The sequence below is a fragment of the Microbispora sp. CA-135349 genome, from assembly GCF_050947365.1.
GTDB lineage: Bacteria > Actinomycetota > Actinomycetes > Streptosporangiales > Streptosporangiaceae > Microbispora.
This window is the reverse complement of record NZ_CP192001.1, coordinates 6280369-6295769: the sequence shown is the minus strand read 5'-3', so window position 1 is coordinate 6295769 and position 15401 is coordinate 6280369. Positions and strand designations below refer to the sequence as shown.

Below are 15401 nucleotides of genomic sequence, written 5' to 3'. Positions count from 1 at the left end.
CTCGTCGGGCCGGTTCGCAACGGGCAAGTATGAAGCACTTTTCGACGCCTCATGAGGCGCGCGGATCTGATATATGGTGAAAGTGGCGGGAAGTAGTGCGCGCCTCGCGTGCGGCCTGACCCGGCCTTCCCCGGCACCGCGATGTCATCGATTACGGCGGGCCTAGAACCATTCGGCGCGACGGTGCACGTCGAACGGCACGTACTCGGGAGGGCCGGCGTGGGGAACCGGCAGGACCGGCCGGCCCAGGGCCGCCGAGGGCAGGAACACGGTCGCGTATCCGAGGCAGTGGACCTCGTCACGCTGGTTGAGGCCGACGATCTCGACGGCCACCGCCGCGTATGACATGGCTCGTCCCGTCGCATCCGTCTTCTCCGCGATGTATTTGCGGATCACCTTCCCCGTGTAGATGGACGCGTCGCCGTAGAAGATCGGCCTGCGCATGGTGGTGTACATGCGGTGCACGAACGCGTTGTCGCCCGCCCAGTTGGTGAGCAGCCGGATCGGCGCCTGCGCGCGCTGGATGCCGAAGTCGAAGGGCAGCGGCTGGCACCGATAGGGCGCGAGATGCCGGTCCTCGTGCTCGTCGTAGGGGGTGTAGGGCCATCCGGTCACGGGATGGGTCCGGGCGAAGGCCGGGTTCCGGCGCGACCGCAGGTAGGCGGGCCGGAACGCACGCACGAGGCGCGTGCCGTCCAAGGCGGCCAGGAGCCCGTGGTCCACCGACTGATAGGTCAGCGCGTCGCGGATGCTGTACGGAGGCTGCACGATGTTCGGAAGTTCGTCGCCTTCGTCGACATCCTCCCAGAACAACACGCGAGCACCACGGCGTTGCTCCCTCTCGAGCGCCTCGCCGAGCTTGTCGATCTCGAAAGATGAGTAGCGGTGGGGCTCGAGGTCGTAGAGCATCCGCTCGCCCAGCCGTTCGACCGGCATCACGCGGGTCCCGCCCATCTGCTCCACCGGCAGATGAATGAGGCGCCCGTAGGCCTTGGCCTTCAGCGCGCCGCAGTTGGTCCAGTAGAAGTTCTCGGAATGATGGAAGATGACCTTCCCCTGCCGCCCGCGGGTGACGACGAGCTCGCGGGGGATCTTCGACGAGGTGAAACGCATTCCGGGACGCAGCACGTCGTAGAACTCCCACGCCACCCCCGACAGGAAGTTCGCCACGGGATATCCCTGCGGTCGCTGCGCGCCGTGGTCGGCCGGAAATCGGACGTGGATGAGGATGGTCGGAGGGGCGACCTGGCTGCCCAGCCAGGACCGTTCCCCATAGGCCGGATCGGTGTAGAGCGGGTTGTCGTCGCCGATGGCGTAGGCGTAACGCCGGATCAGGTCCTCTGTCAGGATCAGCGCGCCGGGCACGGCGACGGCGTCGGTGTTCACGGGCGGCGCGGGATGCGGCGGCGGGAGGTCTTCCGGGCTTTCCTTGTGAAGGAGTCGCCTGCTTCGTTCGATGAACTCCGTCAGGGCCTCGTCGAACGTCTGCATCAGTTCTCCAGCGGTACGTCACAGGTCAGTCCTCCGCGTACGGGGAGCCTGACCGGCTTTCCATGGTCCGGTAAGAACACGACGGCGTGCGCCTCCACAACGGACTCGCCGAGCTGGTTCCTGCCCGCCACCCGGAGGGTGACCGCGTGATAGCGGGTCCGCGCCTCGTCGGTCGCCGTGTATCGGTCGACGACGGTTCCGGTCAGCCGCAGGGCGTCGCCATAACGGAAGGGCTGCGTGATGCGCAGGCTCAGCTGCCGCAGGAACGCGTCGTCGCCCATCCAGTGCGTCACGTGCTGGCCGGCGAGTGTGAACAGCAGTCCTCCGGGCGCGCTGGGCCCGCAGGGGTCCGTGGCCGCCGAATCCAGCGAGGTCTCGGCCCTGTCCCAGACCGGCCACCCGGTGACCGGATTCGCCGTCCGCCGTCCCTTGAGCTCGGCCAGCCGCGCGTGGTGCAGGTTGCCGGCTCGCACCGGGCGGCCCTCGGCGAAGACCCACAGCTCGAGGTCGGCCAGCGTCAGCGGGCCCTTCAGCATGACCGGTGTCGCCTCCCCCACGGCGACGTCGCTCCACAAGCGCGGGACAGCGCCACGGGGGGGTTGTTCGGTGTCCAGCTCCCGCACCATCCGCTCGACGTCGGCCGGCTCGTATCGGTGGATCGAGCGGCGCGGGGACGACGAACCGTCCGCGTCGAGCGGGGCGATCTCGACCTCCGCCCAGCCGCGCGCGAACCCTACTCCGTTGCGCTGGTATTCGACGGTGGACAGGACGCGGGCCCGGGCGCGGCCGTCCGCGGCGGGGCACCGGCTGACATCGCTCACGCAGACGCGCCCGGCGAGGGCGTCACCCAGCCGGACGGTGTCGTCCCAGCTCAGGTGCAACGAGCGGAGCGTGCCGGTCAGCCGGTGCTCCGCCAGATCGAGCACCCCGGCCGAGGCGGGCGCGCGGACCGCCAGGACGAACGCCGGGGGCGCGAGCATCGTGTGGTGGACCGAGCCAGCGCCGTACTGCACGTCGAGGTAGAGCGGGTTGTCATCGCCCGACGCGTCGGCGAACCGGCTGACATTGATCCAGCTCGCCACGTCGACGCCCGGTTCGACGTCGGGGGCCACGCAGCCGATGACCCTTCCGCTCGACCGGATCAGCCGCTCGATCTCGTCGTGTTCCACAGTGCCGTCCTCCTCCACGCTGGAGGTACCGGCGCGGATACCGGTATCAGTCACGACCGGTGTCCAGTTCGTCCGCGAGCCTTCCATAGTCGATCTTGCCGGTGCCGGTCAGCGGAAGCCGGCCGATGTCGAGGACGCGGATGAAACGGGCCGGTATGCGGATGAGCTCGCCCGCGTGCCGCGACAGCTCATGCCTCGACGTCGCCGCGTCACCGCCCGCCCGCGCCAGGACCAGCCGCCCCGACAGCTCCAGCGCGGCCACCCGGCCATGTGACACCAACAGTATTTCCAGCTCGTCGAGGTTCACCCGCTGACCGCTCAGTTTCGCTATGCGGCGCTTACGGCCGACGATCGAGTAGAAACCCTCGTCGTCGACGTCGGCGAGGTCACCGGTCACGAGCCGGCCGTGATTGACGTCGCCGCAGGCGAGATCCGCGCGCCGTCGCGCGTACCCCAGCATGACGTTGGGTCCCTCATAGAGCAGTTCCCCGTCGGCGGCGAGCGACAGACGGCCCCGGGGAACCGGCACGCCCACGCGGTCCGGCTTGTCCAGCACCCGGTCGGGCGGTACGTAGGCGATCCGCGCGGTCGCCTCGGTCTGGCCGTACATCACGACGAGCCGTCCGCCCCGTTCGATCATGTGCCGTCCGAGGCGGAGCACCGTCCCGGGGTCCATCCGGCCGCCGGCCTGGGTCAGGGTCCGCAGGTCCGGCAGGGTCATGTCCTCGAAGCCGACCCGGGTGAGGATCGTGTAGGTGTAGGGCACACCGGCCAGGGAGGTGCACCCGGTGTCCCTCACGGCCTCCCAGAACCGCGGTCGCACGAGACCGGCGCCGGGGAACACCACGGACGCCCCGGCGAACAGGTGGGAGTTGAGGACGGAGAGCCCGTAGGAGTAGTGCAACGGAAGGGCCTGCACCGCCCGTTCGCCGCCGTCGATGCCGAGGATCCGCACGATCTGTGCGGCGTTGGCATCGATGTTCTGCCGGCTGAGTCTCACGTATTTCGGGCTGCCCGTGCTTCCCGACGTGCCGAGGAGGACCGCCAGCTCGTCGTCGATGGGCCCGTCCGATGTGTGCAGCCGTTCGCAACCGTCGCCGTCCAGCAGGAACTCGACCCGGTAGAGATCCAGGAGGCGGGCTATCACGTCCCTGCCGGCGGCGCCGTCGATCATCATGACCGCGTGGCCGGCCGCCATCGCGCCGAGATAGGAGATGGCCGACTGGGCGTCCGTACGACACAGGCAGGCCACGACGGACTTGCGCCGGCTGGGGATGGCCGCGGCCCGCCGCAGGACGTCGGCCGCGAGCTCGGCGTAGGTCCAGCTCCGATCGGCCCGCCTGTCCACGAGGGCGGTGCCGGACGGTGGCCGGTCCAGCCAGCTCAGAAGCGCGGGTCTCATGAGCCGGCGCGATTCTTCGCCCTCAGGACGGCGGCGGCGGAGGCGAAACTGTCGATCTCCAGCACGTCCTTCTCCTCGAGCGACACCCCGAAGGTTTGCTCAAGGGTGATGACGAGCGACATGTGGCCCAGCGAATCCCAGTGCCGATGCTGTCCGAAGACCAGCGTGGTCACGTCGGTTTCCGCCGGCAGATCCAGCCCTTCCTTGAAGGCCTCGGACAGCATCTGCTCGAAACCGGGCCCGTCTTGCGCGGAATTCAGCGACGACATTCCGGATCTCCGTAGTCCTGGCAGCCGAGGTGCCTGGTGCCTCGAGCCGCCCAAACGATGGATGGGTCCGTGCGGTATGGCCGATGGGAGTCTCGCCCCCGTGCGGCGCGAGATGCTGAGGTGATGCCCGCGTCGGGCACGTCGATCCGGGGGTTGGCGTTGCGGCATTGATTCTTGAACGAAGGAAGACGTTTCGCGCTCACCGGCACCCGGGGGACTCCGCCGGCGGGTCCCTTCTCCGTCCGCGAGGCATGAGTCGCACCGGGTCCGAGGGGAAGGATCCGCTCAGGCCGCCGAAATCAGCCGGTCGATCAGGCTGCGGCGGCAGAGAGCCGGTGATCGGGGGCCACACGGCCTCGCCCGGTGGCGAGCGGATGGCGTGAGGTCCGCGGGTGGAGTCGCCGGGGGCCCGGGGGAAGACCTGCTGAGGGAGAACCGTGGGCAGGGACGCGGCGGGGGAGCGGCCCCGGCCACTGTGGAGAAACCGGAACTTCACCGTTTTTCTCGGCGTACAGACCCTGTCCGTCGCGGGGGACTCCTTCTCCCTTCTGGCGATGCCGCTGCTGGTTCTCCGCGCGACGGGCTCCGTCGTCCAGATGGGCCTGCTGACCGGCCTGGCGGGGGCCGCGTCGATCCTCGCGGGGATCTTCGCCGGGGTGCTGGCCGACCGGGTGAACCGGCGGGCCCTGCTGATCGCCTGCGACGCCGTCCGGGCGCTCGTCTACGCGCTCGTCCCGCTCGCCTGGCTCCTGTCTCCGCAGATCTGGCTCCTCTACGTCGTCGTGCCGATCGGCGCCGCCCTCGGCATGGTCTTCCAGGTCGCATACGTCACCGTCGTGCCCGGCCTCGTCGCCGAGGGCCAGATCATGAAGGCCAACAGCCGTCTCTACGGGACGTACTCTCTCGCGAACATCACGGGACCCGTGCTGGCCGGTCTCGTCTCCGCGATGTACGGCCCGTCCGCGGCGATCGCGGCGGACGCGGGAAGCTTCGCCGTGTCCGCCGTCGGCCTGTGTTTCGTCCGCCCGCGGTCGCGGAGCGCCGTCGCCGGAGGGGAGGCGCCGCCGTCCGTGCCGCGAGCGGGCTGGGACGACGTCCTGGTGGGCGCGCGGTTCCTCTGGAGGCACCCGGCGCTGCGGTCGCTGACGGTCCTTCTGTCGCTTCTGACGTTTCTCACCCTGGGCCTGAACGACCTGATCATCTTCCATCTGAAGCACGATCTCGGGCAGCCCGACAGCGCGGCCGGTTACGTGCTGGCGTCCGCCGCGGTCGGGTCGATGGCCGCCGCCGTCTTCGCCGGCTTCGCCCGCGGACGCCTCGGATTCGGTGCCTGCTGGATCGGCTCGTACGCGCTGTGCGGTGTCGCCATCGCGCTCATCGGCCTGTCCGCGACCGTTCCCACGGTGGCGGTGACGGCGACCGTCCTCCTCTTCTGCAGGGGCACCGCGGGGATCTGCTCCATGTCGCTGAGGCAGGAGGTGACCCCGGATCGCCTGCTGGGACGTGTCACCTCGGCGTTCTGGACCATCCACGCCGCCCTCGGCCCGGTCGGCGCGGCCTTGCTGACCTGGGGGGCCGCCCGTTACGGCGTCGTGGTCGTGTGCCTGGCGGCGGGGATCACCTGCGTGGCGACCGCCCTGTGCGCGACCCTGACTCCCATCCGTCACCCGCGCCCGGAGCTCCTGCCCGCCGAGGCCGGGAAGTAGGCCGGGCGGGGAGCTCGGCTCGCTTGTACGGCAGGAGGAGGTGAGGAACGGCTCAGGTGTTCCCGGAATCCTCCGGGATGGGCGTGTTCTGCGACCGGATGTAGTCAAGCAGGTCGGCTTCGTCGATGACCTCGTCGGCCGGCGGGGCGGTGATGACGACCGGGCATCCCCAGCCGGTGTAGCGGGTGTCGCTCCGCTTGACCAGTGGATCCTTGCCCTGCCCCACGGTGTCGGCGGTGACCAGGCGCTTGAGCAGGCCGTCGCGGCCCGCCCAGAGCCGCCAGGTGATCTTTCCCTTGCTCTTGGCGCCGATCGGCCGCCCCGAGGTCCAGTCGACGACGGTGCCCTTCGCGAGCCTGCCCAGCTCCTTGCGGCTCATCGTGCCCTTGTAGAGGCGGCCGCCGGAGACCGGGGTGCTCGTCGAGCGCTTCAGCACGGCCTTCATCAGGGACGGATCGTAGACGTCGATCGGCTGGAGGCTGGCGTCCCGGGCCAGGTCCCGGCCCGTCTGCCCCCGGTGCCTGCTCGGGAACCGGATCCACTCCTTGCCGCCGGGAACCGGACCGGGATACCGGTCGGCCGCGTCGTACGCGTCCTTGCCGACGCGGACGACGCGGTAGGGGTCCGACTTCCCGGACGAGGTCCCCTTGATCGACCACCAGGTGAATCGCGCGGCCACCGGACCCGTGCGGCCGAGCTGCAGAACCCCGGTGACCCGGATTCCGTTCCCGGAGGCCTTCGACTTCCCGCCGTAGAAGAATCGGTCGGTCTCCGAGATGCGAACGCCGTGCTCGCTCCGGAACTGCCGCTGGAGCGCGCGTACGGGGTCGGGCGCACCTGCCTGTGCGGCGGCGGGACCCGCGCCCACCGGGACGGACGCGATCAGTACGGCGACCGCCAGGGCAACCCGTCGTTTCATGGGGGGATTTATCCTTTTTTTCGGCATTTCGAGCCATTCACCCGAACAGGTATGGCTCTGCCCACATGGTAATCGGAGGATCCCACTGCGGAATGGATTCGAACGGCGACCGTCTTCATCCCGCGCAGCTCCGGCCGGGAGCGGACGAGCACGGTCAGGCTCCCGTACGCGTCACGCCGCCGTCGACGTGCAGGATTTGGCCGGTGATGAAGTCGGCGTCGTCCGAGACCAGGAAGGCGAGGGCGTTGCCGAGGTCTTCCGGGACCGACCGGCGCTTGATGGTCTGCATGGCCGTCATCCGGGCGAACACCTCGTCGGCCGTCGGGCCGTTCGCGCGGGCGCGGCCCAGGAAGCCCTCGGTCGCCACCAGCCCGGGCGCGATCGCGTTCACCGTGATGCCGCTGTCGCCGAGCTCGTTGGCGAGCGCCCGGGTCAGCGCGTGGACGGTGCCCTTGCTGGTCATGTACGCGAGGTCGCGGTTCTGCGTCAGGGTGATGCCCGAGCCGGTGTTGACGATGCGTCCCCACCCCGCGGCGCGCATCCCGGGGGCGAACGCCTGGGCGAACAGCAGGATCGCCTCGACGTTGACCGCCTGCACCGCGCGCCACAGCTCGATCGTCACGTGGTCGAGGTCGGTGAAGGGGAAGATTGCGGCGTTGTTGACGAGGATGTCGCAGCGGCCGTACCGGTCGAGGACCGTGCCGGCCACGGCGTCGACCTGCGACGGCTCGCCGATGTCGCACACCAGCCCCAGCTTGTCGCCGCCGCCCTCCAGCTCCTTCACGCCGTCGGCCGGGTCGTCGATGTCGACGGCGACCACGTTCGCGCCGTCCGCGGCGAGCCGCCGGCAGTACGCGTACCCGATGCCCCGCGCCGCTCCGGTCACGACCGCCGTCTTTCCGTCAAGCGCCACGGGTGAACTCCAATCCGAGCTGGTGCGCGATCCCGAAGTAGTCCTCCAGGTGCCACGTCCGCACGATCCGGCCGCCGATCACCTGGTGGAAGTCCGACGCCCGGAACTCGACCTCGCGGCCCGTGCCCTCGACGCCGAGCAGCTCGCCGGCGTGTACGCCGCGGCCGACCGAGCGCACGGCCACCATGTCGCCGGACTCGACGACGTGCTCGATCGTGACGGTCAGGCCGGAGAACACGCCGCGAAGGTGATCGATGCTCTTCTTCCATCCGTCCGGGCCGGGCCCGGTCCGCATGGCGGGGACGGCCTCCCAGCCGGTGGCGAGAGCCTCGTCGACCAGCGTCGTGTCGCCGGTGGCGAGGGCCTCGTAGAAGCGCCGGACCGCGATCTCATTGGTAGTAGGCATGGATCTCACGGTAGGGACGCGCGTTGCCGCTGATCAAAGACCTGTTCCGGAACACGTAATACGATCTGGGCATGACGGATCTCGATCTCCGGCTGGTGCGTTACTTCACCACGGTCGCGTCACACCTGCACTACGGCCGCGCCGCGGCCGAGCTGCACATCGCGCAGCCGTCGCTGAGCCGGCAGATCAGCCGTCTCGAGGCCGAGGTAGGCGCGCGGCTCCTCGACCGTACGCGGCAGGGCACGCGGCTCACCGAAGCGGGTGAGGCCTTCCTGCCCCACGCACACGCCTTGCTGCGATCGTCGGAACAGGCCGCCGCCGTCGCCCGTGCCGCCGCACAGCCCACCCGGATCACCGTCGGCTACACCGCGGGCGTGATCGTCACCCCGGCGGTGCGGAACCTGCGGCACAAGCATCCCGACGCCGACGTACGCACGCTGCACCTGGAGTGGAACGAGCCGCGCGAGGCCCTGCTCGACCGGCGGGTCGACGCCGCGATCACCCGGCTGCCACTGCGAACCGACGACCTGCGCGTGACGATCCTCTACGACGAGCCGAAGATGCTGCTCGTGCCGGTCGGGCACCGGCTGGCCGGCAAGGAGTCGGTCACCCTCGACGAGATCGACGGCGAGCCGATTCCCCGCTTCCCCGATCCGGAGTTCGACGCGTACTGGCGCATCGACCCGCGGCCGGGAGGCCGCCCCGCGCCCGGCGGACCCCCTGTCGAGACCATCGAGGACAAGCTCGAATACATAGCGGCCGGGCAGGCGGTGGCCATCGTCCCGGCCGCCCTGCACGCGGCCGGCATCCGCCCCGACCTCACCGCGATCCCGCTGCACGGCGTCGAACCGGGTCACGTCGTCGTGGCGACCCGGGCCGCGGACCGCAGCCGGCTGGTGGCCGCGTTCCGCACGTCGGCACGCGACTGCCTGAGCGGTCAGGGCGTCACGGAATCACCGGCCGCCGAGGCCGGCTCGCGATGAGCCGCCCCTGTGCGCACCGGCTACACGCGAGGGGGCGCCGCGGGGAAGTCACGCAGGGAGCGGAAGGGACCGAGCAGCAGGACGGCGAGTGAGAGGAGCTGGACGACGGCCATCAGCCCCAGGGTCTCGCGCACACCGATCGCATCGCCCAGCACGCCGCCGAGCAGCCCGCCGAGGGGGATCGCGCCGTAGTTCAGCGCCGATGTGGTCGCGGTGGTCCGCCCGAACAGTTCCGCCGGGCAGTAGCGCTGACGGAAGGTGCCGGTCAGCACGTTCGACGCCACGACGCCGAGCCCGGTGCCGAAGCCCGCGGCGGCGAAGAGGACCAGTCCCGTGCGCCGGAAGTCGCGCGACCGCAGCGGCCCACCGTGTACGACCGGCGTCGTGGTCACGGCCGGCCCGGCACGGCGCGGACGGTCAGGAAGACGAGCGTGCGCTCCTGCCCGTCGTCGGGAATCTCCCGGTCGGCCAGCGTGGTGAACAAGGCCAGGAGGTGCTCTTCCAGTTCGGCGAGCTCTGCGACCGACAATCTCGCCCAGTGGTCACTGGTGAACGCCGCCCGGCGCCACGGTTCCGGGTAGCCCTCGCGCTCGGCGAACCACTGCCGTACGAGGGCGGTCTGCCGGTCCAGGACCAGTGATTCCGCCGCCGCGGCCGCGGGGTCGCCGGGGAAGTCCGACGCCGACCAGCTGAGCATCTCCGGCACCCTTCATGCCGGTCTCGCAACGATCTAGCGCAGCCGAGGCAGGACCTTGGCGCCGAAGGTCTCGATGAACGGCAGCAGGTCCTGGCCCACGTGGTGCAGGTAGACGCGGTCGAAACCGAGAGCCGCGTAGCCGCGCAGCCACTCGACGTGCCGGTCGAGGTCGGCGGAGACGTTGACCACGCGGCGCACCTGCTCGGCGGTCACGTGCTCGGAGATCACGTCGAAGTGCTCCACCAGTTCCAGGTCCCAGGAGACCGGCGGGCCGAAGACGTTGCTGCGCCACTGGTCGTGGGCGATCGCCTCCGCCTCCTCCTCGGTCGGCGCCCAGCTCAGGTGAACCTGGAGGCAGACCGGCCCGCGCCCGCCCGCGTCGCGGTACGCCGCGATCATCTGACGCAGGTGCTCTTCGGGGGCGTTGACCGTGACCAGGCCGTCCGCCCACTCCGCGCACCGGGCCGCCGTACCGGTGCTCACCGCCGCGCCGATCAACGGCGGCGGGGTGTCCGGGCGCGTCCACAGGCGGGCACGGTCCACGGTCACCAGGCCGTCATGCGTGACCGTCTTTCCGTCGAGCAGGTCGCGGATGACGTCCACGCACTCGCGCAGGCGCGCGTCGCGGACCTCCTTGCGCGGCCACTGCTCGCCGGTGATGTGCTCGTTGCTGTACTCGCCGCTGCCCAGCGCGGCCCAGAACCGGCCGGGGAACATCGCGCCGAGGGTCCCGATCGCCTGGGCGACGATCGCCGGGTGGTAGCGCTGCCCGGGCGCGTTCACGACGCCGAAGGTGAGGCCGGTGGCCTGCAGGGCGGCGCCGAGCCAGGACCAGGCGAAGGCCGACTCGCCCTGACGTTCGCTCCAGGGGGAGAAGTGGTCGGAGCACATTGCGCAGTCGAAGCCGGCGCGCTCGGCGGCGATCATCGCGGTGAGTAGGTCGGCGGGCGGGATCTGCTCGTGGGAGGCGTGGATTCCATACTCCGTCATGCGCCACGCGGCTACCCCGCGAGGCCGCGGCAAACCTCGGCGCCTGCTCGCCACCGCCGGATCGACGCCGTCTCCGGCGGCGGCCTCAATCGAATGGGTCAGAGGCGCATAACCAGTATTCCGGCTATTTCACCGAATAGTGGATATGTCGTGACGGTCGCGCCTCTTGGGATCGTACGTAAGTCAGAGCCTGAGCAGCGGGTGCTGCCATGGTGACCCTCGCTCCGGTGACGAGGTCGTATGACCGCCGGCACGGGAGCTCGCGAAAGGAGCGACACCAATGTCCCAGCGTAAGTCGGAGATATTCGAGGCGCACGAGGACGCGTACGCCAGGCTGGACGTCGGGCTGGACGCCGCGCTGACTGTCAACCACAACGAGAGCGCGGTGTTCGAGGCGCACGAGGACGCGTACGCCAGGCTGGACGTCGGGCTGGACGCCGCGCTGACTTTCAACCACAACGAGAGCGCGGTGTTCGAGATTCACGAGGACGCGTACGGCAAGCCGGACGCCGCGCTGACCTACAACCACAACGAGATCCTCATCGAGGCGTGAGACCGTGACGGGCCCGGAAGGCGCGCGTCCGCGTGCCGCTCCCGGCCTGTCGTGACGCGGTGCGCGTCCGCCTCCGGGCTCCGGCGAGCCTGGAGGACGAACGCCGCGACAACGGAATGCGGGGGCCCGGGGACACCGGGGGACACCGGGGGGCACAACCGCCCCCCGGTGTGGCGAGGCGGCTCGGAGGCGTCGGTGAGTGGCAGGGCGGATCCCGGCTCCGCCGCGGGGCAGTCGCCGGCGGAGGAACTGCTGCGGCAGGGCGTGCGGCGACGCGGCGAGAACGCCTTCACGGAGGCGGAGCGCGCCCTGCGGGCCGCCGCCGACCAGGCCCGGCGCGACGAGCAGGCCCGGCGCGACGAGCAGGCCCGGCGTGACGAGCAGGCCCGGCGTGACGAGCAGGTTCGGTGTGACGAGCAGGTTCGGCGTGACGATGGCCCGACGGTGGTGCGGGTCCGCGCCCAGATCGAGCTGGCGACCCTGTGGCGCATGCGCGGCGACTACCGCAGGGCCGGGCTGCTGTTCGCCCTGACTCTCCCCGTCGCGGAGCGGACCTTCGGCCCGCGATCGGCCGAGGTGGCCGCGCTCTGCAACGAGTGGGGCGTGCTGGGCAAGTACACGGGCCGCTTCCGGCAGGCCGAGGCCCTGTACCTGCGCGCCCTCGAGATCCTGGAGGAGACGCGCGGCCCCGAGCACGAGGACGTGGCCACGGTCTGTCACAACCTGGGCGGGCTCGCACACGCGCGCGGCGACCACGAGGCGGGCGAGCCGTGGGCCAGGCGCGCGACGCAGGTGCGGGCCCGGCTCCTCGGCGAGCGGCATCCGAGGGTGGCCGCGGACCTCGCCGCCTGGGCCGCGCTCGTGGACGGCTGCGGGCGCCCCGCCGAGGCCGAGGCGCTGCTCCGGAAGGCCCTTGCCGTCTCCGAGGCGGCGTACGGCCCGGAACACCACGACGTCGCCGCCGCGTTGCACAACCTCGCCGCCCTGGCGCACCGGCGGGGAGACCTCGATGAGGCGCGGGCCCGCTACGCGCGCGCACTGGCCGTCAAGGACGCGGTCCTCGGCCCGGGACATCCGGAGTCGGCCGTCACCCTGATCAATCTCGGCGCGCTGCACCGCGCCCGCCGCCGGCCCGATCAGGCCGAGGCCTGCTACGGACGGGCGATCGAGGCGCTACGGCGGGCCGCGCCGGACCATCCGCACCTGGAGGCGGCCCGCCGCGGCCTGGCGGCCGCCCGCGCCGAACTGCCGCCCGCGCCGAACCACCACCCGTGACGTGAAGCCGTCCGTGGACGTGGAGCCGCGCCGGTGGACCGCTTCGACCAGAGAAGAGACGCCATCGTGAACGTGCGCCTGTCCGCCTGCGGCGCCCTGCTCTGGGACGCCGGCCGGCTGGTCTGGGACGACTACCTCGACCATCGCCAGTTCGCCCTCGCCGACGGGGTCGAGCGGGTGCTGCGCTGGTTCACCGGTTTCCGCCCGCTCGACTCCGTACGGGAGATGGCCGACGATCCCGGCGAGGCCGCCCACTGGCACAAGGTCGCCACGGTCCTGGCGGACAACGACGTCCTGATCCATGAGGACGGGCCTCGCCATCGACGCGAACAGGCCGTCGAACAGGCTTGGCGGCCGTGGGGGCCCCTGGCCCGCGCCTACCACTTCTCCAGTCGTTCCCACGCGAGCACCGCCATGCGCACGGCCGAGCAGGACAACGAGGAACTCGAAGCCAAGGTCCTCACCGACCCGCCGCCACCGGCGTTCTGGTCCCTGCCCGCCGTCTCCCGCCACGCGCTGCCCGATCCCGATCCCCATGCCGATCCCGGTGTCTGGCGTCACCGCGACCTGATCGACGTGCTGCACCGGCGCCGCAGCCGCCGCTGCTTCGGCGGCGCGGCGCTGCCGCTGGACGTCGTCGCCGCCCTGCTCAAGACCGCCGCCGGACCTCTGCCGCGGGTCGACGGCCCCCTGACCCAGGCGGGTGTCACCCTCGACCCCGGCGGAGTGCTGACCGACTCCTGGCAGCGGGTGTTCAAGACCAGCCCGTCCGGCGGGGCCCGGCATCCCACCGAGGTCTACCTCTACGCCCGCGATGTCGAAGGCCTCGCCCCGGGCGCCTATCACTACGCCGCGGCCGACCACAGCCTCGAACACCTCGGCCGCCGACTCGACGACGAGCGGCTCGTGGCCGCGGTCGGCGACCAGGACTGGGTCGCCGGCGCCGGAGCGCTGATCTTCTACACCAGCGTGATCGCCCGCAACCAGTGGAAGTACACCTTTCCCCGTGTCTACAGGGCGCTGCTGATGGACGTCGGTCACCTCAGCCAGACCGTCTACCTGCTGGCCACCGCGGCCGGTCTGCACATCACGTTCACCGCGGCCCTCCGCGACGAACTCGTCGAAGAGCTCCTCGGGTGCGATCCCACCGGGCATCTGGTCATCGGCGCCTCCGTCATCGGCACCGCCCCCGCCCGCTGACCGGCACGGGGCGACGGCGTCAGAGGGCGGCGACGATCTCCTCGACGCGTTGCCTGGCGTCGCCGAAGAGCATGCTGGTGTTGTGGCGGAAGAACAGGGGATTCTGCACTCCGGCGTACCCCGTGGCCATCGACCGTTTGAAGACGACGACGTTGTCCGCCTCCCAGACGCGCAGGACGGGCATGCCCGCGATGGGGCTGTCCGGGTCCTCCACGGCCGCCGGGTTGACGGTGTCGTTGGCGCCGATGACGAGGACGACGGACGTGGTGGAGAAATCGTCGTTGATCTCGTCCATGTCGAGGACGATGTCGTACGGCACCTTGGCCTCGGCGAGCAGGACGTTCATGTGACCGGGCAGGCGGCCGGCGACGGGGTGGATGCCGAACCGCACCTCGACGCCGCGCTCCCGCAGTTTGCGGGTGAGCTCGGCGACCGGATACTGCGCCTGCGCGACCGCCATGCCGTATCCGGGGGTGATGACGACGGACTTGGCCTCCTTCAGCAGGCCGGCGGTGCCGGCGGCGGTGATCTCCGTGTGCTCGCCGTAGTCGCGGTCGCCGCCGGGGCCCGCCTCGATGCCGAACCCGCCGGCGATCACCGAGATGAACGAGCGGTTCATCGCCTGGCACATCACGTACGACAGGTAGGCGCCGGACGAGCCGACGAGGGCGCCGGTGACGATCAGCAGGTTGTTGTCGAGCAGGAACCCCGACGCCGCGGCCGCCCAGCCCGAGTAGCTGTTCAGCATGGAGACGACGACGGGCATGTCCCCGCCGCCGATGGAGGCGACCAGGTGCCAGCCGAGCAGCAGCGCCACGACCGTCAGCGCGATGAGGATCCCCAGGCTCGGGGAGGCCACGAAGAGCACGGTCAGGACCGCGAACGCCGCGAGCGCGCCGAGGTTCAGGACGTTCTTGCCCGGCAGCATCAGCGGCTTGGTGTCGATCCTGGCCGACAGCTTGAGGAACGCGACGACCGACCCGGTGAAGGTGAGCGCCCCGATGAACACGCCGATGGACACCTCGGCGTGGTGGATGCCCAGCAGCGAGCCGGGAAGCTCCGCCGCGGTCCCGCCGCCGGCCTCGACCTCCAGGAAGCCGTTCCACCCGACCAGGACCGCGGCGAGGCCGACGAAGCTGTGCAGGACGGCGATCAGTTCCGGCATGGCGGTCATCTCGACGATCCGGGCCCGCCAGAGCCCGATGGCGGCGCCGATCGCCATCGCGGCCGCGAGCAGGACCAGTGCGAGGACGTCGCCGCCGTCCGCGGCGAGGACGACCGTCGCGGCCAGTGCGATGGCCATGCCGCAGATCCCGAGTGTGACGCCGGATCGCGCGGTCTCGTGCCTGGACAGACCGGCGAGGCTGAGGATGAACAGGAGTGCGGCGACGATGTAGGCGGCCTGTGCGGCCGTGGCGAGGTTCACGG

16 protein-coding genes are annotated in these 15401 nt (G+C 70.7%); 5 read left to right on the top strand and 11 right to left on the bottom strand.

Annotation, left to right across the window (positions count from 1 at the left end; translation table 11 throughout):
• Nucleotides 1–162: 162 nt before the first annotated feature.
• From ACQPZZ_RS28890 to ACQPZZ_RS28875, 4 genes are read right to left on the bottom strand one after another with little or no spacing between them, the layout of a single operon-like run.
• Nucleotides 163–1491, bottom strand: a complete 1329-nt coding sequence (locus ACQPZZ_RS28890) for an FAS1-like dehydratase domain-containing protein (RefSeq protein WP_432924224.1) — start codon at nt 1489–1491, stop codon at nt 163–165.
• Entirely contained in the window at nt 1491–2714 is a 1224-nt protein-coding gene (locus tag ACQPZZ_RS28885) for an FAS1-like dehydratase domain-containing protein (protein ID WP_432924222.1), read from the bottom strand. Before ACQPZZ_RS28885 ends, ACQPZZ_RS28890 begins: the two co-directional genes overlap by 1 nt.
• Nucleotides 2707–4062 (bottom strand): AMP-binding protein, encoded by a 1356-nt coding sequence (locus ACQPZZ_RS28880; RefSeq protein ID WP_432924220.1) that lies wholly within the window; start codon nt 4060–4062, stop codon nt 2707–2709. The genes ACQPZZ_RS28885 and ACQPZZ_RS28880 overlap by 8 nt, the downstream gene beginning before the upstream one ends.
• Nucleotides 4059–4331: an acyl carrier protein gene (locus ACQPZZ_RS28875; protein WP_363646686.1), complete on the bottom strand. Its 273-nt coding sequence runs from the start codon at nt 4329–4331 to the stop codon at nt 4059–4061. Before ACQPZZ_RS28875 ends, ACQPZZ_RS28880 begins: the two co-directional genes overlap by 4 nt.
• 437 nt (nt 4332–4768) lie before the next feature.
• On the opposite strand from ACQPZZ_RS28875, the gene ACQPZZ_RS28870 reads away from it, so the two are divergent.
• Nucleotides 4769–6037, top strand: a complete 1269-nt coding sequence (locus ACQPZZ_RS28870) for an MFS transporter (RefSeq protein ID WP_432924218.1) — start codon at nt 4769–4771, stop codon at nt 6035–6037.
• Between the two features lie 52 nt (nt 6038–6089).
• Here the strand turns inward: ACQPZZ_RS28870 and ACQPZZ_RS28865 are convergent, their stop codons facing one another.
• From ACQPZZ_RS28865 to ACQPZZ_RS28855, 3 genes are all read right to left on the bottom strand, one after another.
• The gene (locus ACQPZZ_RS28865; RefSeq protein WP_432924216.1) at nt 6090–6956 is read right to left on the bottom strand and encodes a hypothetical protein; all 867 of its coding nucleotides are present in this window, start codon (nt 6954–6956) and stop codon (nt 6090–6092) included.
• Between the two features lie 154 nt (nt 6957–7110).
• Nucleotides 7111–7869, bottom strand: a complete 759-nt coding sequence (locus tag ACQPZZ_RS28860) for an SDR family NAD(P)-dependent oxidoreductase (RefSeq protein WP_432924214.1) — start codon at nt 7867–7869, stop codon at nt 7111–7113.
• Nucleotides 7859–8275: an ester cyclase gene (locus tag ACQPZZ_RS28855; protein ID WP_432924212.1), complete on the bottom strand. Its 417-nt coding sequence runs from the start codon at nt 8273–8275 to the stop codon at nt 7859–7861. The genes ACQPZZ_RS28860 and ACQPZZ_RS28855 overlap by 11 nt, the downstream gene beginning before the upstream one ends.
• Before the next feature lie 71 nt (nt 8276–8346).
• On the opposite strand from ACQPZZ_RS28855, the gene ACQPZZ_RS28850 reads away from it, so the two are divergent.
• Nucleotides 8347–9258 (top strand): LysR family transcriptional regulator, encoded by a 912-nt coding sequence (locus ACQPZZ_RS28850; protein ID WP_432924210.1) that lies wholly within the window; start codon nt 8347–8349, stop codon nt 9256–9258.
• Between the two features lie 20 nt (nt 9259–9278).
• Here ACQPZZ_RS28850 and ACQPZZ_RS28845 read toward each other — a convergent pair whose 3' ends face one another.
• Genes ACQPZZ_RS28845 through ACQPZZ_RS28835 form a run of 3 tightly spaced genes read right to left on the bottom strand, consistent with a single transcriptional unit; the run spans nt 9279 to nt 10945 of the window.
• The gene (locus ACQPZZ_RS28845; RefSeq protein ID WP_432924208.1) at nt 9279–9650 is read right to left on the bottom strand and encodes a hypothetical protein; all 372 of its coding nucleotides are present in this window, start codon (nt 9648–9650) and stop codon (nt 9279–9281) included.
• The gene (locus ACQPZZ_RS28840; protein ID WP_432924206.1) at nt 9647–9955 is read right to left on the bottom strand and encodes a hypothetical protein; all 309 of its coding nucleotides are present in this window, start codon (nt 9953–9955) and stop codon (nt 9647–9649) included. The genes ACQPZZ_RS28845 and ACQPZZ_RS28840 overlap by 4 nt, the downstream gene beginning before the upstream one ends.
• Before the next feature lie 33 nt (nt 9956–9988).
• Complete coding sequence (locus ACQPZZ_RS28835; RefSeq protein ID WP_432924204.1) at nt 9989–10945, bottom strand: TIGR03885 family FMN-dependent LLM class oxidoreductase; 957 nt, start codon at nt 10943–10945, stop codon at nt 9989–9991.
• 280 nt (nt 10946–11225) lie between these two features.
• Here ACQPZZ_RS28835 and ACQPZZ_RS28830 point away from each other — a divergent pair, with 280 nt between their 5' ends.
• The 3 genes from ACQPZZ_RS28830 to ACQPZZ_RS28820 all read left to right on the top strand — a co-directional run bounded on the left by ACQPZZ_RS28830 (nt 11226) and on the right by ACQPZZ_RS28820 (nt 13973).
• On the top strand, nt 11226–11498 hold the full coding sequence (locus ACQPZZ_RS28830; protein WP_432924202.1) for a hypothetical protein: 273 nt from the start codon (nt 11226–11228) through the stop codon (nt 11496–11498).
• Between the two features lie 195 nt (nt 11499–11693).
• Nucleotides 11694–12773 carry a tetratricopeptide repeat protein gene (locus ACQPZZ_RS28825; RefSeq protein ID WP_432924200.1) on the top strand — a complete coding sequence of 360 codons (1080 nt, stop codon included), beginning with the start codon at nt 11694–11696 and terminating at the stop codon, nt 12771–12773.
• A 33-nt stretch (nt 12774–12806) separates the two neighbouring features.
• Entirely contained in the window at nt 12807–13973 is a 1167-nt protein-coding gene (locus tag ACQPZZ_RS28820; protein WP_432924198.1) for a SagB family peptide dehydrogenase, read from the top strand.
• 19 nt (nt 13974–13992) lie between these two features.
• Here ACQPZZ_RS28820 and pntB read toward each other — a convergent pair whose 3' ends face one another.
• Nucleotides 13993–15399, bottom strand: coding sequence for a Re/Si-specific NAD(P)(+) transhydrogenase subunit beta (pntB, locus tag ACQPZZ_RS28815; protein WP_432924196.1), 1407 nt, complete (start codon nt 15397–15399; stop codon nt 13993–13995).
• Nucleotides 15400–15401: the final 2 nt, after the last annotated feature.

Coding starts and splice junctions, on each gene's coding strand:
- ACQPZZ_RS28850 (WP_432924210.1), top strand. CDS start 8,347: ATGACGGATCTCGATCTCCGGCTGGTGCGTTACTTCACCACGGTCGCG.
- ACQPZZ_RS28855 (WP_432924212.1), bottom strand. CDS start 8,275: ATGCCTACTACCAATGAGATCGCGGTCCGGCGCTTCTACGAGGCCCTC.
- ACQPZZ_RS28865 (WP_432924216.1), bottom strand. CDS start 6,956: ATGAAACGACGGGTTGCCCTGGCGGTCGCCGTACTGATCGCGTCCGTC.
- ACQPZZ_RS28840 (WP_432924206.1), bottom strand. CDS start 9,955: ATGCTCAGCTGGTCGGCGTCGGACTTCCCCGGCGACCCCGCGGCCGCG.
- ACQPZZ_RS28835 (WP_432924204.1), bottom strand. CDS start 10,945: ATGACGGAGTATGGAATCCACGCCTCCCACGAGCAGATCCCGCCCGCC.
- ACQPZZ_RS28890 (WP_432924224.1), bottom strand. CDS start 1,491: ATGCAGACGTTCGACGAGGCCCTGACGGAGTTCATCGAACGAAGCAGG.
- ACQPZZ_RS28830 (WP_432924202.1), top strand. CDS start 11,226: ATGTCCCAGCGTAAGTCGGAGATATTCGAGGCGCACGAGGACGCGTAC.
- ACQPZZ_RS28875 (WP_363646686.1), bottom strand. CDS start 4,331: ATGTCGTCGCTGAATTCCGCGCAAGACGGGCCCGGTTTCGAGCAGATG.
- ACQPZZ_RS28880 (WP_432924220.1), bottom strand. CDS start 4,062: ATGAGACCCGCGCTTCTGAGCTGGCTGGACCGGCCACCGTCCGGCACC.